We start from the raw sequence: 22,210 nt of genomic DNA on the forward strand, positions 1-22,210 counted from the left end.
AGTTAAGCCCTGCAGCGCCGATGGTACTGGGGTTACACCCGGGAGAGTAGGTCGCCGCCACATTATTCAAAACCCAGCTCATAAAGCTGGGTTTTTTGCGTTTTATACCTTTCAAATTGTTTGCTCGGGAAATGAAAAAAGCCTGTCAATCCTGACAGGCTTTTTTCATTTTATAATTCAAATTGGCTTAAATGATGGTCGAAGTGTTTTCGATGAAACCTTTCCCATTCCTCGTGTGTCAATTTCCCAAATCTTGGATGGGTCGTTTTATCATTTGGTTCCTGAGTGAAGTGGAAGTTGTAGTCCTCTATGCTTTTTAGTAATTCTGATTTGGCTGTTTCTAGGTTAGGATATCTGAGGGCTAATAGGTTTTCTTCAAGTCCAGGTGCTTTTATTCCCTTCGGGAACTCAATATCTGTATAAATTAGGGCATGTTTTTGAGCAAGCTGTTTTTCGTTTGGTTCAAAATCATTGAGTTTAATTTTTCCATATGAAATCCGGACAGTGATTGTTAAGTGTTCAATCATATGCTGTGGAGTCATGATTCCAAAATTTGCTGGCGTGCTCTCTTTTAGTTTATCAATTCTTCTTTCTATTGTTTCTTTTTCCATTGTTTTGGTTATTTAAAGACAAAAAAAGCGCTTGATACCATCAAACGCCTTTTCCCATTTTACGAACTCTAGATTTTAGCTTCCGCACATTTCACATCCTTCTGGATTATCCAGAGAGCATGCAATGGCATCTTGCTTTTGTGATTTTGTATTTTCTGGCTCAATCGCCTTTTCTACTTTAGGTTCCAAAGCGGATTTGTCAAGAGTGAATTTGATCGCTGCGGTAGCTGCTTGGGACCTTAGGTAGTACATACCGGTTTTGAGACCTTTTTTCCAGGCATAGAAATGCATAGAAGTCAACTTTCCAAAGTTTGGATCCTGCATGAAGATATTCATGCTTTGTGACTGGCAGATGTAAGCACCACGGTCAGCAGCCATATCAATGATTACCTTCTGTGAAATCTCCCAAACAGTCTTATAGATATCCTTAATGTTTTGAGGTATTCCAGGCACATTCTGAACAGATCCATTGGTCGAAATCAGGCGATTTCTCATGTTATCATTCCAAAGCCCCAAATTGATCAGATCTTTCATCAGGTGCTTATTAACCATAATAAATTCCCCTGAAAGAGTTCTTCTAGTGTAAAGGTTAGAAGTGTAAGGTTCGAAACATTCGTTGTTGCCGAGGATTTGAGAAGTAGAGGCAGTTGGCATAGGAGCCACAAGCAGTGAGTTTCTCATTCCATATTTTTTCACTTTATCCTTCAGCTCATTCCAGTTCCATCTTCCAGACTTGGGAGTTACTCCCCACATGTCAAACTGAAGAATTCCTTTGGATGCCGGACTTCCTTCATAGGTTTCGTATGGACCTTGGGTCTTGGCCAATTCCATGGAGGTCTCTACAGCGGCATAATAAATGGTCTCAAAAATATCCTCGTTAAGACCTCTTGCTTCGGCCGAGTCAAACGGCATTCTCAGCATTATAAAGGCATCTGCCAAACCTTGGATACCCAAACCAATCGGACGATGTCTGAAGTTCGATCTGCGGGCTTCTTCTACCGGATAATAGTTGATATCGATTACCTTATTGAGGTTCTTAGTAGCAACTTTGGTGATTTCGTAAAGCTTATTATGATCGAAAATAAGCTTTCCATTTGGACCTTCCGTAACAAATTTTGGTAATGCAATTGAAGCCAAATTACATACTGCAACCTCATCCGGAGCAGTATATTCAATAATTTCTGTACAAAGGTTGGACGACTTGATTGTGCCCAGATTTTTCTGGTTGGATTTTCCGTTTGCTGCGTCTTTGTAGAGCATGTAAGGCGTTCCTGTCTCGATTTGAGATTCCAAAACTTCAAACCAAAGCTCCTGAGCCTTTATCGTTTCCCGAGCTCTGCCTTCACGCTCATATTTTTCATAGAGGCGCTCAAATTCTTCCCCATGACAATCGGAAAGACCGGGAGCTTCATTTGGACAGAACAAGGACCATTCTTCGTTTTGCTCAACTCGCTTCATGAAAAGGTCAGGAATCCAAAGTGCGTAGAACAAGTCTCTTGCACGCATTTCCTCTTTTCCATGGTTTCTTTTTAACTCAAGGAAATCCTTGATATCTGCATGCCATGGCTCCAAATAAATTGCGAAGCTTCCTTTTCTTTTTCCACCTCCTTGATCGACATAACGTGCAGTCATGTCAAAGTTTCTCAACATTGGTACAATCCCGTTGGAAACTCCATTGGTCCCTTTAATGTAGCTTCCTTTCGCTCTTACATGGTGAATTGAAAGTCCAATGCCTCCGGCAGATTGGGAGATCTTGGCACATTGTTTCAGGGTGTCGTAAATCCCGTCAATGCTGTCATCTTTCATTGTCAGAAGGAAGCAGGATGAAAGCTGAGGCTTAGGTGTACCTGCATTAAATAAGGTTGGTGTAGCATGGGTAAACCAACGCTCAGACAGGAGATTGTAAGTCTCAATTACCGAATCAAGATCTTCACGGTGAATTCCTACAGCAACCCTCATCAGCATGTGCTGTGGGCGTTCTACAACCTTCCCATCCAATCGGATCAAATAACTCTTTTCAAGGGTCTTATAGCCAAAGTAATCGTATCCAAAGTCCCGCTTGTAATCGATCGCCTCATCCAGTTTGGCTGCATGTCTTTTGATGATACCGTAAACCTCGGTATCGATCAGTTGGGCATTTTCACCTGTTTTTGGATTGACATAGGTGTACAGCCTTTTCATAGTATTGGAAAAAGACTGGCTGGTAGTTTTATGAAGATTTGAAATTGCAATTCGTGCAGCAAGGATGGCATAATCCGGATGTCTTACAGTCAAAGAAGCGCAAACTTCTGCTGCTAGATTATCCAACTCAGCCGTTGAAACCCCATCATAAAGACCGTCAATTACTTTCTTCGCAACCTCAATGGGTTGGATAAATTTTGGGTCCAATTCATAGCACAGGTTTTCAATTCGTGCTGTGATTTTGTCGAATCTTACTGATTCTCTTCTTCCGTCGCGTTTGATTACAAGCATACTCAGGTGATTTTGGTTGGTGGAAAAGTGGTTGATTAAAAATCCTCTTCAATTGAGAATCTGGAGGTTGATTCAGATACTTCGGTAGATTTCATGACGCCGGCTTTTTGATAATCTCCTACTCTTTTCTCAAAGAAGTTGGTTTTACCCTGAAGGGAAATCATGTCCATGAAATCAAATGGATTGGTACTGTTCCATACCTTTTCGCAGCCTAATTCCATAAGTAGTCGATCTGCTACAAACTCAATATATTGACACATCAAGTCTGAGTTCATTCCAATCAATCTTACTGGGAGGGCGTCGGTTACGAATTCTTTTTCTATAGCTACGGCGTCCATGATGATCTCGCGGACGGTTTCTTTTGGAAGTGGATTTACAACGTGTTTGGTGTACAAGTGACAAGCGAAATCACAGTGAAGCCCTTCATCACGGGAAATCAATTCATTTGAAAAAGTAAGTCCAGGCATCAGTCCTCTTTTCTTCAACCAGAAAATGGAGCAGAAGGATCCGGAGAAGAAAATTCCTTCAACAGCTGCAAAAGCAATCAGACGTTCTTGGAAGTTTCCGTTATTAATCCAACGGAGTGCCCAGTCAGCTTTTCTCTTTACGCATTCGATATGTTCGATTGCATTCAAGAGTCGATCTCTTTCGACAGAATCTTTGATGTAAGTATCGATAAGCAAGGAGTAAGTTTCAGAATGGATGTTTTCCATAGCAATCTGAAAACCGTAGAAAAACTTCGCTTCTGTGTATTGGACTTCTGCAACAAAATGTTCCGCAAGATTTTCATTTACTATCCCGTCGCTTGCGGCAAAAAATGCCAAGACGTGAGAGATAAAATGTCGTTCTCCATCATTCAGATTTTTCCAGTCTGTCAAATCCTGGCTCAAATCAATCTCCTCTGCTGTCCAAAAACTCGCTTCGGCTTTTTTATAGTATTGCCAGATGTCGGTGTGCTGAATCGGAAAAAGCACAAAGCGATTTTTGTTCTCTTCTAAAATGGGTTCTTTCTGCATCTTGCTCTCTAGTATTAATAAGTTCTTAAAATGGTTTGAGGCTTAATTTTCCTCAATAAGGGCCGGGGATAGCAAAGGCTGCCTCTTTAGAACAGCCTTTGAACAAATATGTAAAGCAAAAAGTGAAAAAAAAATCCCTGAAGTAGCACTTTAGATACATTTTTGACCTAAGGTCGAAAAATTGATAAATAGCTATAAATCAATAATAAATAATATTTAATGTGAAGTAAAACATGCATCATTTTGCCTGTTTTGAGGCTTTGGAATAATTTTCAACATTTCTAAAAAAGTTTTCCACAATCAAAACTGACTTCATTTTTGACCAACGGTCAGGAAATTTTCTTTTTCTTTCTTTGTATGAATGACTGAAAAACAGATTCTTATCCGAAAAGACTGCTTACTAGAGGAAAAAGAACTTAATGATGCTGGCACAAATTTAGAATTAGTTGACTACGCGAGATTCAAAATGGATACTGAAATTAAACAGGAAATGTATGAATATATGATTTTCAATTTTCAAGTATAGGGTTTCTGAATTTGATCCGTTTTGGCTTTGAATTAAAAGTTGCCCGATCCACTATGGAATGTCAGTTCTGATTTTTGGAGAATGTTTTTTTCTTCAAAATCCCTTTCTTATATTTGCACTCCGATTTCGACAAAGAATCAATACTCATGTACGCTATTGTAAACATCGCAGGAAAGCAGTTCAAAGTAACAAAAGATCAGTACGTCTATGCTCCAAAGCTGGACGGTGAGGCTGGCGCTTCCGTGGAATTTGACCAGGTCTTATTGGCAGAAGCCAATGGCACTGTGTCTGTAGGCGCTCCAACAGTAGCTGGAGCCAAGGTATCCGGGAAAATCCTGGATCATGTAAAAGGTGATAAAGTGATTGTCTTCAAAAAGAAGCGAAGAAAAGGCTACAAGAAGAAGAATGGTCACAGACAAGATTTCACCAAAGTTTTGATCGAAAATATCACACTCTAAGTTTTCTCCAAAAGAAGACATAAACGTATAAAACCATGGCACACAAAAAAGGTGTAGGTAGTTCCAAAAACGGTAGAGAATCACATTCCAAAAGATTGGGCGTGAAAAAATTCGGTGGTGAAAATGTAATCGCCGGCAATATCATAGTAAGACAAAGAGGGACTAAGCATCATGCTGGCCTCAACGTAGGAGTTGGTAAAGATCATACACTGTTTGCATTGTCTGACGGTGTTGTGACTTTCAAAACCAAAGCTGACGGTAGATCTTATGTAAGCGTATTGCCTTCTCTGGCTTAATTGCTACTTGCTTAAAACTTCAAAGCCTCTTCCTCGGAAGAGGCTTTTTTTTTGCCTTGATTGTCGATTTATCACCTTTGATCATTTTTTCTACGAAAATTCAATTCCATACCTCTAATTTCTATCTTGAATATCTACCAACCAGAAATAATTCAATGAAAAGAATTCTACGATTCGCGATTTCAGGAGCAATTCTGACCTTGCTTTTGACAGGGAATCTCCTGTTTGCCCAGCAAGTCCCCGATCCTAAAGTATATGATGCCGTCCAATGGCGTTTAGTCGGCCCTTTCCGTGGTGGCCGTGCTGATGGAGTCACCGGAGTAAAGGGCAGCGACCACACCTATTACTTTGCTTCCACAGGTGGTGGAATCTGGAAAACCCTTGACTCAGGTAAGACCTGGAAATCTGTTTCTGATGGATTTTTTGGAGGCTCCATGGGCGCTGTTGCTGTAGCCGAAAGTGACACCTCGGTGGTCTATGCCGGAGGAGGTGAAAAAACAGTGCGAGGCAATGTTTCTTTTGGTTATGGGGTTTGGAAAAGTACTGATGCAGGTAAGACTTGGGCTAGAGCAGGATTGGATAAAAGCCGGTTTATATCCCGGCTTCGTATTCATCCAAGTAATCCTGATGTGGTTTATGCTGCTGTATTGGGTGATATTTTTAAGCCGGATGCTACTCGGGGAGTTTTCAAATCCATCGATGGAGGAAAATCTTGGGAAAAAGTCCTCTTTGTGAGCGATGTGGCCGGTGCTGTGGATTTAGTTTTGGATCCGAATAATCCCGAAGTGCTTTATGCCACTACTTGGGAAATTAAACGCACACCTTACAGTTTAGAGAGTGGTGGCCCTGGCTCCAAAATGTTCAAATCTTCCGATGGAGGAAAAACCTGGGACGAGCTTTCTGTAAAAGAAACTTTTCCAAAAGGCATTCTGGGCATCATGGGAGTTACGGTTTCGCCTTTGAATTCCAATCGACTTTATGCCATCATCGAAAATGAAAACGGCGGAGTCTTTACCTCCAAAGATGCGGGGCAGACCTGGGAACGCGTGAATGAAGACCGAAATCTCCGTCAGCGGGCGTGGTATTACTCCAGAATTTATGCGGATACTCAAAATGAGGAAACACTTTATGTCCTGAATGTGGATTACCATAAATCAACCGACGGAGGAAAAACATTTAAAAACTTTGAAGCTCCTCACGGGGATCACCATGATCTCTGGATCGATCCACAGAACAATCAGCGAATGATCATCGCAGACGATGGTGGGGCGCAGGTATCTGAAGACGGCGGGACCACTTGGTCTACCATGATGAACCAGCCGACTTCTCAGTTTTATAGGGTGATTACTGACAATAGCTTTCCGTATCGAATCTATGGAGCTCAGCAGGATAACTCTACCCTGAGAATCCGTCATCGAAATGATGGTGCTGGAATCACCGAAAATGATTGGGAACCCACCGCTGGGGGAGAATCCGGCTGGATTGCCCCTGATCCTTTGGACAATGACATTGTTTATGGTGGATCGTATGGTGGATATTTAACCAAAGAAAATCACCGAACCGGGACTTCCCGCTCCGTCAATGTTTATCCCAACAATCCTATGGGACACGGTGCAGAGGATATGAAATACCGATTCCAATGGAATTTCCCGATATTCTTTTCTCCTCATGATCCCAAGATGCTTTATACCGCCAGCAATCAGTTCCATCGCTCTACCAATGGTGGACAAAGCTGGGAGGTTTTTTCTCCGGATTTGACTAGAAATGACAAAAGCAAATTAGGTCCTTCTGGCGGTCCGATTACCAAAGACAACACGTCAGTAGAATACTATGCAACGATTTTCACAGGAGCAGAATCGCCTGTGAAAAAAGGAGTAATCTGGGCAGGTTCGGATGACGGATTAGTCCACGTGACCCAGAACAATGGAGCTTCCTGGCAAAATGTGACCCCGAAGGATATGCCGGAATGGCTCCAAATCAACAGCATTGAGGCGAGCCCATTTGATCCAGCTGAAGCATACTTTGCAGCTACCGGCTACAAAAGCGGGAACTATCAGCCCTACCTGTACAAGACCAAGGATTATGGAAAAACTTGGACCAAGATTGTTTCAGGGATCGATTCGGAGCATTTCACCCGAGTGGTCAGGGCTGATCCTGCCAAGCGTGGAATGCTCTATGCAGGAACGGAAACAGGCATGTATTACTCCAAAGACGATGGAGCCAGCTGGCATTCATTGCAGCTGAATCTTCCGATTGTTCCGATCACTGATTTGACTATCAAAGAAAACAACCTGATCGCCGCGACCCAAGGGCGTTCGTTCTGGATCATTGATGATCTGACAGTCCTGCATCAGGCCGAGCCGGTAATTGAAACCAAAGCTTTCCACCTGTACAAGCCACAGGATTCTTACCGGATCGACGGGGTGAAAAGAGCAAGTGCAACTGCGGGTACCAACCGTCCAGGCGGAGTTTTGGTGTATTATTTCCTTAAAGAAAAGCCGAAAGACGAGTTGAAAATCGAATTCTTCGACGATAAAAATCAGCCTTTGAGAGCCTTTTCCACAAAGGGAATCCATGGCGACACACTAAAAGTAAAGGAAGGGGCCAATGAATTCAACTGGAACCTTCGAGTGGAAGATGCTGTGGGATTTGAAGGCTTGATCATGTGGGCAGCCAGTCTTCGTGGTCCAAAGGTGGTTCCTGGTATTTATAAAGTCCGAATGACTATGGATGGTCAGGCTCAGGAGCAAAGTTTCAAGGTCCTTGCTGATCCTCGCTATGAGTCCACTCAGGAAGATTTGGTAGCCCAGTACGACTTCTTGTTGGGCGTTCGCAACAAGCTCACCGAAACGCATGAGACAATCAAACTGATCCGAGCCTATCGAAGTGAACTGGATTCGTTGGAAACCAAACCGGAAAACCTGGAGGCGATCAAAGCCGAAATGCAGGAAATAGAGGAAACCCTCTATCAGACAAAAAATCGAAGTGGTCAGGATCCGCTCAATTTTCCAATCCGCCTGAACAATAAACTGGCTCACCTGAATTCAGTGGTAGGAAATGGGGACTATCGACCTACTGACGGAGCGGTGGAAGTAAGGCAAGAACTCACTGAAAAGATTGATGCCCAACTGGCCCGATTCCGAATACTGGAGCGGGAGCAGATTTCTAGGATTCTCAACATTGAGGAAATGCGAACGAAACTGGAAATCAAAAAGTAATCAAAAGGCCTCCGGAATTCTCAGGAGGCCTTTTGATTTAGAATAATCTGAAATCCTTGATCTGCTCAACAAACATCCCTGCGCTCGATGGGGAAAGAATCAGGATAAAGATTATCCCGAAAATTGCCCCATACAGGTGAGCATCATGATTGATATTATCCTGGCCTTCTTTTCCTTTTACATACGAATAAATCAAGAAAAGGACTCCAAGTATAAATCCTGGCAAACAAATGATCGCGAAGAGACAAATGTCAGAAAGCGGCATTATCACAATACTGGCAAACACAGTAGCGGCTGTGCCACCAGAAGCGCCCAAAGCACGGTAATGACTGTCTTTTTGATACTTTTTGTATGTCGGAATATCGGAGATGATGATTCCTAAGAGGTAGAATACAACAAATAGAATCCCACCTGCCAATACTCCGAATTTGTACCTGAGAAACATCTCCACCACTCCTCCGAAAAAGTAAAAGGTGAACATATTGAACAGCAGGTGCATGTAATCCTTGTGGATAAATCCCGAAAGTATGAACCGGTCCCATTGCCCTCTGTTTTTAATCCGATAAGGCATAAACATCCAGCGGTCTAACATCTCGTAACGGTTAAATGCCAAAATACTCGTGACCGCTGTGATCCCGATGATGATTGTCGTCAATGATAAATCCATGGCTTACTTTTCCCGGTGTACTAGGTCTTGGGTGACGGTATAGAGCGCTTGATAGTAATAAGGATCAGTGGAGTGGATTCCCTCCAATTGGGCAAAGCCGTTGTCGAAATAAGACTTCATTTTTGCCTCGGTGAGAGATTTGATTCCGAGTTTTTCATACAAACCTTTGACAGCCGTTACTTTTTCCTCTTTGTCAAATTCCTTTAATGAAAGCCAATAATTAAGCTGCTCTGCGTCTTTTCCTTTGGCCAGTTCGAGTGCCTTGATCAGCAGGAAAGTTTTTTTGTTGGAAATGATATCCCCTCCTACTTGCTTTCCGAATTTGGCCTGATCGGCAAAGACATCGAGCAAGTCGTCTTTCAATTGAAAACCGACACCGATATTCACGCCAAAGTCATACAGTTTTTGAGCATCTTCCTTTTCTGCACCCGCCAATAGTGCTCCCAATTGAAGCGCAAATCCGAGTAGGACCGCAGTCTTCAGACGGATCATGTTGAGGTATTCGTCTTCATGAACTGTCTCGAAGTTTTCGAAATTCATGTCAAACTGCTGGCCTTCGCAGACTTCAGAGGCTGTTTTGTTAAAAAGTCGGATGACTTCAGGAAGTAAACTTGGATTCGTTCCCAGCAGCAGATCGTAGGCTCTTACCAGCATCACATCCCCGGAAAGGATGGCAATATTGGCATTCCATTTTTCATGAACAGTGGCTTTTCCTCTTCTCAAAGGCGCCTGGTCCATGATGTCATCATGCATCAGCGTGAAGTTGTGAAAAACCTCCACCGCACTTGCCTGATTCAGGATTTCCTCGGGATTTTTTCCATAAAGGCCATAAGCCAAAAGGGAAAGAAGCGGTCTGATCCGCTTTCCTCCCAAGCTCATGATGTAGGTGATGGGATCGTAAAGTTCTTGGGGTGATTTCCCGAAACTATGGGAAGTAATGTGCTCCTCAAGCTTAATTAAAAGCGCGTGAACGAGGCTTTTTTCTGTCATTGTCTGCAAATTCCAAATCGATGGTTCGTCGGTCGATATCGGTATTAACTACCCGGACCTTCACTTTGTCTCCCAAAGTGATCATTTTTTTACTTCTGCTCCCAATCAGGCGCATATTTCGCTCATCATACTCATAGTAATCGTCATCCATATCCTGTACGCGGATCATTCCCTCGCACTTGGTTTCGGTGATTTCCACGAAAACCCCCCACTCGGTCACTCCGCTGACAATCCCATCGTAATCTTTTTGTTCTGCAAGGGACATGAATTCCACCTGCTTGTATTTGATGGATGCTCGTTCGGCATCGGCCGCACGCTTTTCACGCTCTGAGGAATGCAAACACTTTTGTTCCCAGGGTTGGGCTTCGGGCGATTTTCCCCCTTCGAGATAATGCTCCAGAAGGCGATGAACCATCATGTCCGGATAGCGTCGGATCGGAGAAGTGAAGTGGGTGTAGTGGGCAAAAGCCAAACCGAAGTGCCCTTTGGGCTCGGTGGTATATTTTGCCTTAGCCATACTTCGGATGGCCAATTGCTCGAGTACGTTTTGCTCAGGTTTACCCTGGATTTCATCCATGAGCTTATTCAGGGCAGATGAAATTTTCTGAACATTGGTCACGTCCATCTGATGCCCGAAGCGCTTTGCAAAACCTGAGAATGTCTCCAACCGGTCCAAATCCGGGCTGTCGTGGGTACGATAGACAAAAGTATCCATCCCCTGATTTTTCTTGAAAATGAATTCAGCAACATACTTGTTGGCCAAAAGCATGAATTCCTCAATGAGCTTATGAATGTCTTTTCGTTCTTTGACAAAAAGGCCAAGTGGTTTTCCGGCTTCGTCCAGCTTGAACTTGACCTCGACAGTTTCGAAGTTGACTGCGCCTTTGTCAAAACGCTGCTTTCGGATCTTCTTTGCCAGTTCATTCAAAAAGGTCAGTTCTTGGTAGAAATCCCCCGATTGGGTGTCGATGCATTCCTGTGCTTCCTCGTAAGCAAATCTGCGGTCCGAATGGATAATGGTCCTTCCGATCCAATGCTTCAGGACGTTGGCGCTGCGATCCATTTCAAAAACGCAGGCAAAAGTCAGTTTGTCTTCCTTGGGTCGAAGCGAGCAAAGACCGTTGCTTAGCCTTTCGGGCAGCATTGGAATCGTTCGGTCCACAAGGTAAACTGATGTAGCCCGGTTGTAGGCTTCTTTCTCCAAAGCCGTTTTGGGCTTCACATAATGGGTAACGTCAGCGATATGGACTCCGATTTCAAGATTGCCGTTTTCAAGTTCGCGGTAGGAGATTGCATCGTCAAAATCCTTGGCGTCAATAGGGTCAATCGTGAAAGTCAATACGTCCCGGTAGTCCTTTCGGGCTTTGATTTCTTTTTCGGAAATTTTTTCAGGAATCTCATTGGCTTCCGCATCGGCTTCTTTTGGATATTCAAATGGCAGTCCGAATTCAGCCATGATGGAGTGGATTTCCACCTCATGCAAACCGGCTTTTCCTAAAACCCGAATTACTTTTCCGGTTGGATTTTTATCGTCCTCCCGCCATTCAGTGAGTTTGACGATGACTTTTTCATTGTGTTCGGCACCCATCAGGTCGCCACGATGGACAAAGATATCCTTGTGCATCTTTTTGAAATCGGGAACCACAAAGGCGTATCGGGGGGAAATTTCCACCCGACCTACAAATTCATCCCGGTTTCTTTCTGTGATTTCCAGGACTCTGCCTTCGGTTCGTCCGGTTTTTCCCTTTAGTGGGAAAACCATCACCCGAACTTTGTCTCCGTCCAAGGCTTGCTTAAGATCGGCTTCTTTGACCAAAATGTCTCCATCCACGGCTTCCGGATCATCCGGGATGATGAATGCAAATCTTGGATTGACATAATCCACTGTTCCCGTAATGAAAGAAGGATCTTTGGTAGAGGAGAAGTAATTCCGTGAATTTCTTGAAACGGCTCCTGAGTCTACCAGCTGGTAAAGGATTGGTTCCACACCGCCTTTGTTGAGCGAGTCACGGATTTCCAGGTGTTTGGTGATTTGCTTGGAGTTGAATTCTTCTCCATAGTGGGCATCTAAAAATTGGAGGATGCGTCTGGCCAAGTTGGCAGCGTCATTGGAATGACCTCCGCTTTTATGTTTTGAGTGTTTTCTGTCTGATTTTCTTCCCATGATTTGGGGTACTTTTTTCTAAGGTAAAAAGATTTAGATGCCTTAGACATTAATCTTTGTGATCTTTTTTTGAGTCTTCTGCGTGAACGATCTCTATTTCCAGTTCATCCAGCTGTGGGTGCATTGCCATGAAAATCCGGGCGGTTACTTCCACATCCCGGAGACAATACAGTTTGATTTTCTCCAGGTCCTTATCCAAATAAAATGTGGCATTCACCTGACTGCCGTCGATCCCGTCCTTGGAAGTGGGAATGCCAAAAACAGCAGCCAGAAGCTCCAATCTGGTGTAATGCTTGTAGTCGCCAAATTTCCACATGTCCATGGTATCGAGATGACGAACTTCCCAAGGTTTCTTTCCTGCAATCTGGAGAGGTTCGGGAAGTTGAATTCCCTGGATCAACATCCTTCTGCATAGGTAGGGGAAATCGAATTCCTTACCATTGTGTGCGCAGAGAATCCATTTTTTCTTATCCAATAATGCTTTTAGTGCCAAAAGAAGTTCCCGCTCTTCAGCATCTGCAAAAATCTTGGAGCGGAAGATCAGTTTTTTGTCTTTCTTCTTTGATTGGAAAAAGCCCACCCCGACACAGATCACCTGACCAAATTCGGCATGGATTCCAGCCCGATCAAAGTAAAGAGAACCAGGCACTTCACTGGGGTTTTCCAGACGGATGAGGCGTTCTTTTTTGATCCATTCTTCCTGAAGCCGAGGATCAAGCTCTTCAAATTTTTCAGTTTGTGATGCTGTCTCGATGTCCAAAAAAAGAATGTCTCCCAATTGATCTAAAAAGTCCGCCATGATTTAAAAGGTGTTAGCTGTGAAGGATTCCCTCCAGGCCGATTTCAGGAATCATCCGGAGGTTTGCAGGATCAAAACTGCCTGAAGTAAATATAAACTTTTTGTCAAAAATCTGATCCAGAATGTAGTAACTGACCCAGAATTCATTGGTCAATGCAAAGAAGGCAGGATCGATGGACTCCACTTTTGCAATGGATTCTGATCCCAATTCCTGAATCATATGTCTCAGGGTGGAGGTTTGTCTTTTCTCCCCGTCCAGGATACCGTACCCTCGGGAAGTGATCATCACTGTATTCAGTTCAATTAGATTGAGGTTGATGATGTAAACTGCCCATTCGGTACCGTTGGGAGTTTCTGTTTTTGCGATAGCCAGTTTCACTCCTGTCACAGGAGAAAAATCAATATCCTTCTTCATTACACTTCTTTGAGGTCCATTTCAAATAATTCCACGAGGTGTTGCTTTACCCGTGCTTTTGCTTCAGCTTCATCCACGGGGTGACCGAGTTCCAGATGAAGTGAGGTGACAGCTTTGTCATCAATTCCACAGGGTATGATGTGGCCAAAATAGCTGAGGTCTGCATTGAGATTGAATGCAAAGCCATGCATGGTCACCCAACGACTGGACTTGACACCCAAGGCGCAGATTTTTCGGGGATTTTCCTGCTTCAAATGATCCAGCCACACCCCGGTCAATCCTTCGATTCTACCGGCTTCGATGCCATAGTCTGCTAAAGTAAGGATGATTGCCTCTTCCAGTAGTCGGAGGTATTTGTGGATATCGGTGAAGAAATTATCCAGATCTAAAATTGGATATCCGACCAATTGGCCCGGACCATGATAGGTAATGTCTCCCCCTCTGTTGATTTTGTAATAGCTGGCTTGGTGTTTTTCCAGACCCAAATCATCCAAAAGAAGATTTTCAGGTTTGCCGCTTTTTCCCAGGGTATATACATGGGGATGTTCTACAAAAATCAAGTAGTTGGGAGTCGGGGCCTGTTCATTAGCAGGTAGGTTACGGTTTTTGATTTTCAGGGCGACTGTTTCTGCAAAAATCTCCTCCTGGTAATCCCAGGCTTGCTGATAATCCATCTTGCCCAGATCTCGGAATTCTACGGTTTTATTGATAACTTGATTCATCTGATTTCCCCTTGTTGGGAATACACTTTTAAACCGTCCCAAAGGACAAAGCGTTCTTCAATTTTTCAAAATTAAGCAAATAATGAATGGCCGAGCATAATGATTCCGGGCGGTTGGCTGAGCAATTGGCAGCTGATTGGTTGATTTCTAAAGGTTTTGAGTTGGTGGAGACAAATTACAGACATGGACATGCAGAAATTGATCTGATCATGAAGCATAGGGGATTGCTGATTTTTGTGGAAGTGAAATTCCGCTCCGGAACAGGTTTTGGGTTTGCGGAAGAATTTGTGGATTCTACCAAAAAGAAGCTGTTGGTTAAGGCTGCAGATCAGTATATTTATGAAAAAGACTGGCACAAGGATATTCGTTTTGACATCGTAGGAGTATATAAAGATCGAGCCGGCACGATTAATTTCCGGCATTTTGAAGACGCGTTTTACTAAACAAACACCAGCATGAAAACTCTATTTCTTGGCCTGTTGATGGCCTTAGTGACGACGGCGACATTCGCCCAAAAAGAAGAAAAGGATGAGAAAATCATCAAAGATTCAGAAAAAGCAAAAGAAGGCTTTTTGAAAGACGATCCTAGTATGAGTAAGTTTTTTGAATCTTCCTATGGATACATTATCCTTCCCAATGTGGGCAAGGGGGGACTTGGAGTAGGCGCTGCTTCAGGAAACGGGACTGCTTACGAAGGCGGAGTTTTGATTGGCTTCGCCAACATGACACAGGTTACGGTAGGATTTCAGGCTGGAGGTCAGGCCTATAGTGAGGTAGTTTTCTTTGAAAACGAGGAGGCTTTCGTTCGATTTAAAGCAAATAAAGTAGAGATGTCAGCTCAAGTGTCTGCGGTAGCAGCGGCTGCAGGGGCATCGGCAAATGCCAAATATGTCGATGGAGTCGCGGTGTTTACCCGGACCAAGGGCGGCTTGATGTATGAAGCGTCGGTAGGGGGGCAGAAATTTAAATACCGAGCGAAGTAATTAATTATCCCTGCGATAAATCAGATTTCCTTCTTTATCCCATTCCGCCCGGATATACGGGCGGAAATTTTTTGTATAGGGTTCTTCTTGGTATTGAATTTCCCGTTTTCTAACAGCCTTTGTATTCTTGGTGTCCCAATATTCCGTCCATAGGCCTACTTTTTCCCCAAACTGATATTCTCCGGTGACGGCTATTTGCTGATTTTCATAGAAATGAAAGTAATTCCCCTCCTCCAGACTGTATTGGACCGGAATGATTTTTTCGATGGATTTGGAAGTGGTGTTGTAATAGGTGATTCGGGACTCTTTGGGCCAACCTTCTGAAAAGTGATTTTTGTCCTGAAGGACGTTTTTGTCATCAAAAAGCATCCAGGTTTTATGCTTGGTTCCGTAATAAAACATCCCGCTTTCCACCACGGTTTCGTTGATCATCCGCTCATAGGGGCCATGCAGCAAATAGCCCAATTCTCTCGAAAAGCCTTGGGTTTTGATGCTTTTATCCTTGGTGTCGTACCAATACACATCCCGGATGTAGGGATCGGGATTTCGCTCTGCATCGGTGTAGTTGAAATATTCCACGATATACTGTCCGCGGATGTCTCTTCGGGTGTAGCCTTTTTGGGTTTTGATCCCAAACCAGATGTTTTTCCTGGCTTTTTTCTTTTTCTCCTTTTTCTCTTCTTTTTCCTTTTCCTCATCAAATAAAAGCAATGGAGCTACGGAAGGTAAAAGGGCAGAGCTGACCACTCCTGTGGAATCCGGATCGGATTTTTTTTCAGACTCATTTTTCTGCGCAAAAGTAATTTTGCCAGAAATAAGTAAAACAATAAGAAAAGCGGATAACCTCCTGTTCATGCAACCAAAAACGGTCTAAACGACCGACTATTTTATTCAAAAATAACATTTCATCTGATTATTATTTGTTTTTAAAAGGCCAGATGGAATGCCTTTGATAATCTTCCCCCAGTTTGAGAAATATTTCTCATGGACATTTCCTCTGATTAAAAATTGTTTTTAAAGGTCAGATGGAATCTAGCATAGTGAATGATTCCTTTATGTTTAGCCTGGTTCAAGCTCGATTTCGCTATCAATTATACGGGATTGTTTAGATTTTATGATCTTCTGTCTATTTTTGAGGAATTTGTAAAAAATCAACCTAAAAAATGAATTCTATTCTATCAGATCGCATCCTGAATATGGAAGAGTCAGCGACCCTCGCAATGGCAAAAAAAGCGAGAGAGCTCAAGGCTCAGGGCATTGACATTATCAGTCTCAGCTTGGGTGAACCGGACTTCAAAACTCCAAAACACATCCAGGAAGCTGCCAAAGCGGCGATCGATGAAGGAAAATATTTTGCTTATCCTCCCGTAGCTGGCTATCAGGATCTACGTGAAGCCATCGCAAAAAAGCTGAGAGAAGAAAACAACATCGCTCAGGCAAAAGCTGAAAACATCGTGGTTTCCACCGGAGCGAAGCATTCAATCGCCAACGTGTTCATGTGTATGATCAATGAAGGCGATGAAGTGGTAATTTTCTCACCATACTGGGTGAGTTATGCAGAGATCATCAAGCTGTGTGGCGGTGTGCCCGTTTTGATCGAGGGAACTCTTGAAAACAACTTCAAAGCCACTGCAGCCCAGTTGGAAGCGGCCATCACGCCTAAAACCAAAGCAGTCATTTATTCCTCCCCTTGCAATCCTACCGGTTCGGTTTTCTCAAAAGAAGAGCTGGAAGCCATTGCAGAAGTGGTGAAGAAGCATCCCCGCATGATGGTGATTGCAGATGAGATCTATGAACTGATCAATTTTGCTGGCAAAAACTACAGCATCGCTTCATTCCCGGGTATGTTTGAAAGAACCATAACAGTGAATGGATTTTCCAAAGGATATGCCATGACTGGCTGGAGGGTTGGGTATATCTGTGCACCTTTGGAAATCGCCAAAGCAGTGGAAAAAATGCAGGGCCAATTCACTTCTGGTGGAACAGGCATCGCCCAGCGAGCGGCATTGGCTGGTATCGCGGGTGATCAGACTACATCTAGAGAAATGACTGAGGCCTACCTGAGAAGACGTAATCTGGTGATGGGTCTCCTGAAGGATATTCCAGGTATCAAAACTCACGTTCCTGAGGGCGCATTCTATTTCTTTCCCGATGTGACTGCTTTCTTTGGCAAGTCTGCCCACGGGTACACCGTAAACAACGCAGACGACCTCTGCTTGTATTTACTGGCAGTAGCCAATGTTTCATTGGTAACAGGAAGTGCGTTTGGTGCTCCAAACTGCATCCGCCTGTCTTATGCCGCTTCTGACGAAGAATTGGTGGAGGCCTTAAAGAGAATGAAAAAAGCATTGGGCGAACTAGCCTAAACACTGAAAAATAAATTTCAAAGCCCCGGCAAAATCCGGGGCTGTTTTTTTGCCTTGGCAGAAAGGTATAATTTTGGTCAAAATCTCTATTCATGGCTCAAGTCCTTGTCATTACTCCGGTTAAAAACTCCATTGAAACCACCCTGGATACGGCAAGAGCAATTGCTGATTCCGATATCCCGGTTCGGCATGTGATTTTCAATGATTTCAGTACCGCAGAAACCAAAGCTAAACTGGAGGATAACCGATCTAAAATTGGCTATGAACTGATCCACATTGAGGACCTCACCGATCATCCCTCACCCAACTACAAGCTGGTTTTGCAACTGTCGCAAAAGATGGCTTTGGAAGCAGGATTGCCGCTTTTGGTAGTCGAATCGGATGTGGTGATCAAGCCCGACACGATCTCAAGACTGCTTTCCAGCCGAAGCAAAAGCGCAAAGCTCGGATTGGTAGGTTCTGTCACCGTAGATGAAGCAGGGGTGGTTAATTTCCCATATTTGAAATTTAAGGGAGTAAAGGACCCAATCATTTATACCCAACGCAGCCTGAGTTTTTGCTGTACGTTGTTCTCCTTGGATTTTTTGAAAAGCTATGATTTTACAGGACTTGATGAAGCCAAGGATTGGTACGACACGTTTATCTCCAAAAAATCCATTGAGCTGGGATTTGAAAATGTTGTCCTGATGAATGCGCCGGTATGGCACAGACCACACGCAAGTCGTCCTTGGAAGCAGCTCAAATACACCAACCCGATCAAGTATTATTTTTTAAAGTTCTGGAAGGGGTTGGATAAGATTTGATCAGAGTTTTCCCAACAACCTGAGCAGCGTGTTGTAAGGTTTGGACCAAGTGCGCTGGAAGCGTAATGGACCTTTGAGTTCCCTTTCAAAAAAATCACCATGTTTTGCATTGAGGTAGGCAATGCGCTCCCGCTTTTTCTGATTGGTGCCGGTTTTCTTGCGTTTACTGCCGGGAGTGAGACGATAAAAGAATCCCACAAAGGGGAGTTGGACCACTTCGCCTCCGTTTTTCAGCATTTTGATCCAAAATTCCCAGTCCTCTCGGCCCATCTTCATGTCTTCCGAAAAACCACCAACCTCTTCCCAATCCATTTTTCGAAATAGGGCGGCTACAAAAATCATATTGTCTTTAGCCAACTGATTCCTGCTGAAGGGTTTGAGCTTCCAGGGCTTTTGTCTTTGCTCGTCAAACTTGACTGCTTGACAATAGACGACCTTCACTTCCGGGTTGGTTTTGACAACTTGGATCGCTTCTGAAATGTAATTTTCCGAAATCAAATCGTCACCGTCCAAAGGAAGGATGTATTTCCCTTTCGCTTCAGAGATTCCTTTATTCCTTGCCGAAGCAACACCTGAATTTTTTTGATCAATAACCCGAATCAGCTCATTTTCAGCGCTTAATTTTTGGGCAAGAGCCAGAGAATTATCCTTGGATCCGTCATTAACGATCAGGATTTCTAAGGGTCGGTAATCGGAAGCGAGAGCGGATTGCACCGTTTGTTCCAAGTATTGAGCCTGGTTGTAGCAAGGGATGACGATTGAAACTAGCTCGGATTCCATTTGGGAGAGGTGCCTTTACTGCAAGTTTACTAAGATTTTATTTCTGTTTAGTTGGATCGGAATTTTTCAATATTCTCTTCTCAGGCTAATTCAGACTCGATTTGTATCTGTAAAATCCAAACATAAATTTGTTTTATTTCATACATGTTTTTATTTTTAACCGGTGATTAACAACTTTTCTCTAAAATGCTTTTTCAAAAATGAGATTCGAAAGGGTCCATTTTTCGACCTTAGATAGTTTTGAAGGAGCCTCGGCGATTGTCGAGGTTCTTTTTTATATTGTGTGAAGTATATGTCTTTATGAGCTTAAAGTGGTGCGCCTCCCTTATTTTTTTTCTGGTCTTCTTACCAGGTTTACTGAAAGCACAGTCAAAAGGTATCGACACTACTTACATCGAGGAGCAACCTGAAAAAATGATTTTGAGGTATTATTTCTCCAGAAAATATACCGAACTCAATTACAGCGATCTGCTGGGTGTCTATGAACCCAACAGCGGGTTAAACATGGGGGTGGGTTTTACTTTTCAAAAATTCACTTTAAACATCGCCGTTCCTTTCTCATTTATAAATCCGGATAGGCAAGAAGAATGGCCAAGATTTCTGGACCTTCAATCTCACATTTATCCGAATAATTGGATTATTGACTTGTTTGGGCAGTTCTATAACGGATATATAATCAAGGATTATTACGGGACAGGGGAGGATTACCTTCGGAGAGACATCCGAACTGTCAAACTTGGGATAAGTGCGAGCTATTTGTTCAATGGAGAAAAAATGTCCTTTGAGGCAGCTTTTCATCAAACAGCCATCCAGAAGAAATCAGCGTTTTCACCCATGGCAGGATTTGAGGCTTACCGTGTCAGAATCAGTGGGGACGAATTGATACTTCCAGAGGAAAATGGTCCGATTCCAGGAAATTACACCCGTGCGGATTATTACCAGGTAGGGCCTAGTGCAGGTGTTGCAGGGACTTTGGTTTTTGGGAAAGGATTTTTTCTCACCGGCGCTGCATCCGGAAATTTGGGTCTTGGGTTTTCAAAGGCAGACCAGAACAAAGAAACCCGAAACGTCGAGTTAATGACCGGATATTTTTTGAGAGGTTTTGCAGGATACAATGGGAATCGGATTTCCATCAACGGAAGTTATGTGTACAAAAATCTGGCGCTTACTAAGCAGCAGGATATTTCTCCCTCTGCCAACACGGGAAATTTCCGAATCAATTTGGTGTATAAAATCACCCCCTCAAAGAAATTTACTGACACCTATTCCAAATTCAACATCGTAAAACTCCTCGATAAGATTAAGGGATAACCTCCGGTTCCGGTCTGTATTTTATTTTTAGCTTTGGACTTCAGTAACTCCTATAATCCCATGACAGACGAATTTGGAATCCTTGAATCACTGCAAAAAATTGGTGTAAAGACCGAAAATCTCGGTTCTTCAACCGGGTTAAACTGGTTGGATTCAGGGGAATCCTACCTTTCTTCTTTTTCCCCTGCAGATGGAAAGCTCATTGCAAAAGTCCAATTGGCCAACTCCGATACCTACGAGGCCATCATTGCACAGGCCCATGTGGCTTTTGAAAGGTGGAGAACCGTCCCTGCCCCTCAGCGAGGCGAAATTGTAAGGGAAATTGGAAATGCCCTCCGTGAGGTCAAGGCTGATTTGGGAAAACTCGTTTCGTACGAAATGGGCAAATCCTATCAGGAGGGTCTAGGGGAAGTACAGGAAATGATTGACATCTGTGATTTTGCAGTTGGACTGTCCAGGCAATTGTATGGTCTTACCATGCATTCCGAGCGTCCCGGTCACCGGATGTATGAGCAATGGCATCCTTTGGGTATCGTTGGGATTATTTCTGCTTTTAATTTCCCCGTTGCAGTGTGGTCTTGGAATGCTGCACTGGCTTGGGTTTGCGGAGATGTTTGTGTTTGGAAGCCTTCGGAAAAAGCTCCCCTATCAGGTATTGCCAGTCAGCATATTGTAGGTGAAATTTTTGCCAAGCATGGAATGCCGGAAGGTATTTCCAATTTGATCATCGGCGATTATCGGGTTGGAGAACTGATGTCCCATGATTCCAGAGTTCCTTTGGTTTCCGCCACTGGTTCTACCCGGATGGGAAAACTGGTTGGAAAAGCAGTAGGCGAAAGACTCGGTAGATCGCTGTTGGAGTTGGGTGGAAATAATGCCATCATCATTACCGAAAACGCAGACTTGGACATAGCTATTCGAGGGGCACTTTTTGGAGCAGTAGGTACTGCAGGACAACGCTGCACAACTACGAGACGCTTGATCATTCAGGAGAATGTTTACGAAGAAGTCAAATCTAGATTGGCTGCGGCCTATACCAAACTTGTCATTGGAAATCCGCTGGACGAGAAAAATCACGTCGGACCGTTGATCGACCAGGATGCAGTCAAAAATTACCTTGCTGCCATCGAGAAGGTAAAAGCTGAAGGAGGAAAAGCAGTAGTGGAAGGTGGAGTGCTTACCGGGAGTGGATTTGAATCCGGCTGCTATGTGAAGCCAGCGATCTATGAAGCGGAAAACCATTTTGAAATCGTCCAGCATGAGACATTTGCTCCGATTCTTTACCTGATCAAGTACAAAACTTTGGCTGAGGCCATTGCCTTGCAAAACGGCGTGCCTCAGGGACTTTCTTCCGCCATCATGACGACCAATATGCGGGAAGCGGAAGCTTTCCTGTCAGCGGCTGGCTCGGACTGCGGTATCGCCAATGTCAATATTGGGACATCAGGAGCCGAAATCGGAGGGGCATTTGGAGGTGAAAAGGAAACCGGTGGAGGCCGAGAATCCGGTTCAGATTCTTGGAAAGCTTACATGAGAAGGCAGACGAATACGATCAATTACTCGACCTCCTTGCCTTTGGCTCAAGGCATCAAGTTTGACATCTGAGCAAAAGC

General features: G+C 43.7%; 20 protein-coding genes. 9 read left to right on the plus strand and 11 right to left on the minus strand.

The annotated features are described in order from the left end of the window. Nucleotides 1-170 precede the first annotated feature (170 nt). The 3 genes from D0X99_RS04135 to D0X99_RS04145 form a co-directional block, all read right to left on the minus strand. The gene (locus D0X99_RS04135) at nt 171-611 is read right to left on the minus strand and encodes a DUF1569 domain-containing protein (RefSeq protein WP_119476410.1); all 441 of its coding nucleotides are present in this window, start codon (nt 609-611) and stop codon (nt 171-173) included. A 75-nt stretch (nt 612-686) separates the two neighbouring features. Next, the gene (locus tag D0X99_RS04140; protein ID WP_119476411.1) at nt 687-3,083 is read right to left on the minus strand and encodes a ribonucleoside-diphosphate reductase subunit alpha; all 2,397 of its coding nucleotides are present in this window, start codon (nt 3,081-3,083) and stop codon (nt 687-689) included. Between the two features lie 35 nt (nt 3,084-3,118). After that, on the minus strand, nt 3,119-4,099 hold the full coding sequence (locus D0X99_RS04145; protein ID WP_119476412.1) for a ribonucleotide-diphosphate reductase subunit beta: 981 nt from the start codon (nt 4,097-4,099) through the stop codon (nt 3,119-3,121). Nucleotides 4,100-4,771: 672 nt separating this feature from the next. Here D0X99_RS04145 and rplU point away from each other — a divergent pair. The 3 genes from rplU to D0X99_RS04160 all read left to right on the plus strand — a co-directional run bounded on the left by rplU (nt 4,772) and on the right by D0X99_RS04160 (nt 8,597). Continuing rightward, entirely contained in the window at nt 4,772-5,083 is a 312-nt protein-coding gene (gene rplU / locus D0X99_RS04150) for a 50S ribosomal protein L21 (protein ID WP_119476413.1), read from the plus strand. A gap of 35 nt (nt 5,084-5,118) precedes the next feature. Next, on the plus strand, nt 5,119-5,379 hold the full coding sequence (gene rpmA / locus D0X99_RS04155; protein ID WP_119476414.1) for a 50S ribosomal protein L27: 261 nt from the start codon (nt 5,119-5,121) through the stop codon (nt 5,377-5,379). 155 nt (nt 5,380-5,534) lie between these two features. Then, nucleotides 5,535-8,597, plus strand: coding sequence for a WD40/YVTN/BNR-like repeat-containing protein (locus D0X99_RS04160; RefSeq protein ID WP_119476415.1), 3,063 nt, complete (start codon nt 5,535-5,537; stop codon nt 8,595-8,597). Between the two features lie 37 nt (nt 8,598-8,634). On the opposite strand, the gene D0X99_RS04165 is transcribed toward D0X99_RS04160, so the two are convergent. The 6 genes from D0X99_RS04165 to lipB are packed head-to-tail and all read right to left on the minus strand — an operon-like array spanning nt 8,635 to nt 14,354. Then, nucleotides 8,635-9,264: a rhomboid family intramembrane serine protease gene (locus D0X99_RS04165; protein WP_119476416.1), complete on the minus strand. Its 630-nt coding sequence runs from the start codon at nt 9,262-9,264 to the stop codon at nt 8,635-8,637. Nucleotides 9,265-9,267: 3 nt separating this feature from the next. Beyond that, nucleotides 9,268-10,254 carry a polyprenyl synthetase family protein gene (locus D0X99_RS04170; RefSeq protein ID WP_119476417.1) on the minus strand — a complete coding sequence of 329 codons (987 nt, stop codon included), beginning with the start codon at nt 10,252-10,254 and terminating at the stop codon, nt 9,268-9,270. Next, complete coding sequence (gene rnr, locus D0X99_RS04175; protein WP_119476418.1) at nt 10,217-12,418, minus strand: ribonuclease R; 2,202 nt, start codon at nt 12,416-12,418, stop codon at nt 10,217-10,219. Before rnr ends, D0X99_RS04170 begins: the two co-directional genes overlap by 38 nt. A gap of 49 nt (nt 12,419-12,467) precedes the next feature. Then, nucleotides 12,468-13,217 (minus strand): 3'-5' exonuclease, encoded by a 750-nt coding sequence (locus D0X99_RS04180; protein WP_119476419.1) that lies wholly within the window; start codon nt 13,215-13,217, stop codon nt 12,468-12,470. 13 nt (nt 13,218-13,230) lie between these two features. Next, complete coding sequence (locus D0X99_RS04185) at nt 13,231-13,632, minus strand: hypothetical protein (protein WP_119476420.1); 402 nt, start codon at nt 13,630-13,632, stop codon at nt 13,231-13,233. Further along, on the minus strand, nt 13,632-14,354 hold the full coding sequence (gene lipB / locus D0X99_RS04190; protein ID WP_119476932.1) for a lipoyl(octanoyl) transferase LipB: 723 nt from the start codon (nt 14,352-14,354) through the stop codon (nt 13,632-13,634). The genes D0X99_RS04185 and lipB overlap by 1 nt, the downstream gene beginning before the upstream one ends. An 86-nt stretch (nt 14,355-14,440) precedes the next feature. On the opposite strand from lipB, the gene D0X99_RS04195 reads away from it, so the two are divergent. Continuing rightward, on the plus strand, nt 14,441-14,797 hold the full coding sequence (locus D0X99_RS04195; protein WP_119476421.1) for a YraN family protein: 357 nt from the start codon (nt 14,441-14,443) through the stop codon (nt 14,795-14,797). A 12-nt stretch (nt 14,798-14,809) separates the two neighbouring features. Further along, on the plus strand, nt 14,810-15,337 hold the full coding sequence (locus D0X99_RS04200) for a lipid-binding SYLF domain-containing protein (RefSeq protein WP_119476422.1): 528 nt from the start codon (nt 14,810-14,812) through the stop codon (nt 15,335-15,337). Here D0X99_RS04200 and D0X99_RS04205 read toward each other — a convergent pair whose 3' ends face one another. Then, nucleotides 15,338-16,192, minus strand: coding sequence for a toxin-antitoxin system YwqK family antitoxin (locus tag D0X99_RS04205; protein WP_119476423.1), 855 nt, complete (start codon nt 16,190-16,192; stop codon nt 15,338-15,340). It lies immediately after the preceding gene. Between the two features lie 308 nt (nt 16,193-16,500). Here D0X99_RS04205 and D0X99_RS04210 point away from each other — a divergent pair, with 308 nt between their 5' ends. Then, nucleotides 16,501-17,703, plus strand: coding sequence for a pyridoxal phosphate-dependent aminotransferase (locus D0X99_RS04210; RefSeq protein ID WP_119476424.1), 1,203 nt, complete (start codon nt 16,501-16,503; stop codon nt 17,701-17,703). Between the two features lie 92 nt (nt 17,704-17,795). Further along, nucleotides 17,796-18,506, plus strand: a complete 711-nt coding sequence (locus D0X99_RS04215) for a glycosyltransferase family A protein (RefSeq protein WP_119476425.1) — start codon at nt 17,796-17,798, stop codon at nt 18,504-18,506. Here D0X99_RS04215 and D0X99_RS04220 read toward each other — a convergent pair whose 3' ends face one another. Further along, the gene (locus tag D0X99_RS04220) at nt 18,507-19,286 is read right to left on the minus strand and encodes a glycosyltransferase family 2 protein (RefSeq protein ID WP_119476426.1); all 780 of its coding nucleotides are present in this window, start codon (nt 19,284-19,286) and stop codon (nt 18,507-18,509) included. 300 nt (nt 19,287-19,586) lie between these two features. On the opposite strand from D0X99_RS04220, the gene D0X99_RS04225 reads away from it, so the two are divergent. Continuing rightward, the gene (locus D0X99_RS04225) at nt 19,587-20,597 is read left to right on the plus strand and encodes a DUF4421 domain-containing protein (RefSeq protein WP_119476427.1); all 1,011 of its coding nucleotides are present in this window, start codon (nt 19,587-19,589) and stop codon (nt 20,595-20,597) included. 60 nt (nt 20,598-20,657) lie between these two features. Continuing rightward, nucleotides 20,658-22,202, plus strand: coding sequence for an L-piperidine-6-carboxylate dehydrogenase (gene amaB, locus D0X99_RS04230; protein WP_119476428.1), 1,545 nt, complete (start codon nt 20,658-20,660; stop codon nt 22,200-22,202). Nucleotides 22,203-22,210 lie beyond the last annotated feature (8 nt).

The sequence above is a fragment of the Algoriphagus lacus genome, assembly GCF_003583985.1.
Lineage (GTDB): Bacteria > Bacteroidota > Bacteroidia > Cytophagales > Cyclobacteriaceae > Algoriphagus > Algoriphagus lacus.

Excerpts from the sequence above, each read along its gene's own strand:
- D0X99_RS04205 (WP_119476423.1), bottom strand. The coding sequence starts at position 16,192 with ATGAACAGGAGGTTATCCGCTTTTCTTATTGTTTTACTTATTTCTGGC.
- D0X99_RS04215 (WP_119476425.1), top strand. The coding sequence starts at position 17,796 with ATGGCTCAAGTCCTTGTCATTACTCCGGTTAAAAACTCCATTGAAACC.
- amaB (WP_119476428.1), top strand. The coding sequence starts at position 20,658 with ATGACAGACGAATTTGGAATCCTTGAATCACTGCAAAAAATTGGTGTA.
- D0X99_RS04185 (WP_119476420.1), bottom strand. The coding sequence starts at position 13,632 with ATGAAGAAGGATATTGATTTTTCTCCTGTGACAGGAGTGAAACTGGCT.
- D0X99_RS04135 (WP_119476410.1), bottom strand. The coding sequence starts at position 611 with ATGGAAAAAGAAACAATAGAAAGAAGAATTGATAAACTAAAAGAGAGC.
- D0X99_RS04165 (WP_119476416.1), bottom strand. The coding sequence starts at position 9,264 with ATGGATTTATCATTGACGACAATCATCATCGGGATCACAGCGGTCACG.
- D0X99_RS04220 (WP_119476426.1), bottom strand. The coding sequence starts at position 19,286 with ATGGAATCCGAGCTAGTTTCAATCGTCATCCCTTGCTACAACCAGGCT.
- rplU (WP_119476413.1), top strand. The coding sequence starts at position 4,772 with ATGTACGCTATTGTAAACATCGCAGGAAAGCAGTTCAAAGTAACAAAA.
- D0X99_RS04145 (WP_119476412.1), bottom strand. The coding sequence starts at position 4,099 with ATGCAGAAAGAACCCATTTTAGAAGAGAACAAAAATCGCTTTGTGCTT.
- D0X99_RS04180 (WP_119476419.1), bottom strand. The coding sequence starts at position 13,217 with ATGGCGGACTTTTTAGATCAATTGGGAGACATTCTTTTTTTGGACATC.
- rnr (WP_119476418.1), bottom strand. The coding sequence starts at position 12,418 with ATGGGAAGAAAATCAGACAGAAAACACTCAAAACATAAAAGCGGAGGT.
- D0X99_RS04210 (WP_119476424.1), top strand. The coding sequence starts at position 16,501 with ATGAATTCTATTCTATCAGATCGCATCCTGAATATGGAAGAGTCAGCG.
- D0X99_RS04140 (WP_119476411.1), bottom strand. The coding sequence starts at position 3,083 with ATGCTTGTAATCAAACGCGACGGAAGAAGAGAATCAGTAAGATTCGAC.
- D0X99_RS04225 (WP_119476427.1), top strand. The coding sequence starts at position 19,587 with ATGAGCTTAAAGTGGTGCGCCTCCCTTATTTTTTTTCTGGTCTTCTTA.
- rpmA (WP_119476414.1), top strand. The coding sequence starts at position 5,119 with ATGGCACACAAAAAAGGTGTAGGTAGTTCCAAAAACGGTAGAGAATCA.
- D0X99_RS04200 (WP_119476422.1), top strand. The coding sequence starts at position 14,810 with ATGAAAACTCTATTTCTTGGCCTGTTGATGGCCTTAGTGACGACGGCG.
- lipB (WP_119476932.1), bottom strand. The coding sequence starts at position 14,354 with ATGAATCAAGTTATCAATAAAACCGTAGAATTCCGAGATCTGGGCAAG.
- D0X99_RS04170 (WP_119476417.1), bottom strand. The coding sequence starts at position 10,254 with ATGACAGAAAAAAGCCTCGTTCACGCGCTTTTAATTAAGCTTGAGGAG.
- D0X99_RS04195 (WP_119476421.1), top strand. The coding sequence starts at position 14,441 with ATGGCCGAGCATAATGATTCCGGGCGGTTGGCTGAGCAATTGGCAGCT.
- D0X99_RS04160 (WP_119476415.1), top strand. The coding sequence starts at position 5,535 with ATGAAAAGAATTCTACGATTCGCGATTTCAGGAGCAATTCTGACCTTG.